At 64.8% G+C, this 644-nt stretch carries 1 protein-coding gene; it reads right to left on the reverse strand.

Features of this window, described 5'->3' with window-relative positions; genetic code table 11:
• Positions 1-517: AMP-binding protein (locus LCE31_RS40105; protein WP_225023253.1), on the reverse strand; the 517-nt coding region annotated here is incomplete at its 3' end.
• Positions 518-644: the final 127 nt, after the last annotated feature.

Consider the following 644-nt stretch of genomic DNA (forward strand, 5'->3'; position numbering starts at 1 on the left):
GGCGGGTGTTGGTGGTGAGGTGGGCGGCGGTGATTTCCTGGAAGGTGACGTGGACGGTGGTTTCGGTGATGCCGTACATGTTGGCGAGGCGGGTTGTGGTGTGGGGGTGGCGGTCGTACCAAGTGGTGATGTGTTTGGGTTCGAGTGCTTCTCCGCCGAAGACCACCCATCGCAGGTCGGGGAGTGTCTCCTCGCTTCCCGGCGGGGCGTGTTCCACGAGTTCACGGAACATCGAGGGGGTCTGGCTGAGGACGGTCACGCCTTCGTCGTGCAGGAGTTGCCACAGGGTGTCGGGGTTGCGTGTGGTGTCGTGGGGGACGATGACGGCGCGGGCTCCGGTGGTGAGTGCGCCCCAGAGTTCCCAGACGGAGAAGTCGAAGGCGTAGGAGTGGAAGACGGTCCATACGTCGTTGGGGGTGAGGTTGTAGAGGGGTTGGCAGTTGGCGAGGAGGTGGAGGATGGAGTGGTGTTCGAGTGCGACGCCTTTGGGGCGGCCGGTGGATCCTGAGGTGTAGATGACGTAGGCGAGGTCGTCTGGTGTGACGGGTGGTGTGGGGGTGGTTGTGTAAGGGGGTGGTCTTCCGGTTTATCATGGAGGTGGGGGGGGGGGGGGGGGTTTTGGGGGGGCGTTGCGCGCGCCGCAC

This window comes from Streptomyces sp. 8L (assembly GCF_020176795.1).
Lineage (GTDB): Bacteria > Actinomycetota > Actinomycetes > Streptomycetales > Streptomycetaceae > Streptomyces.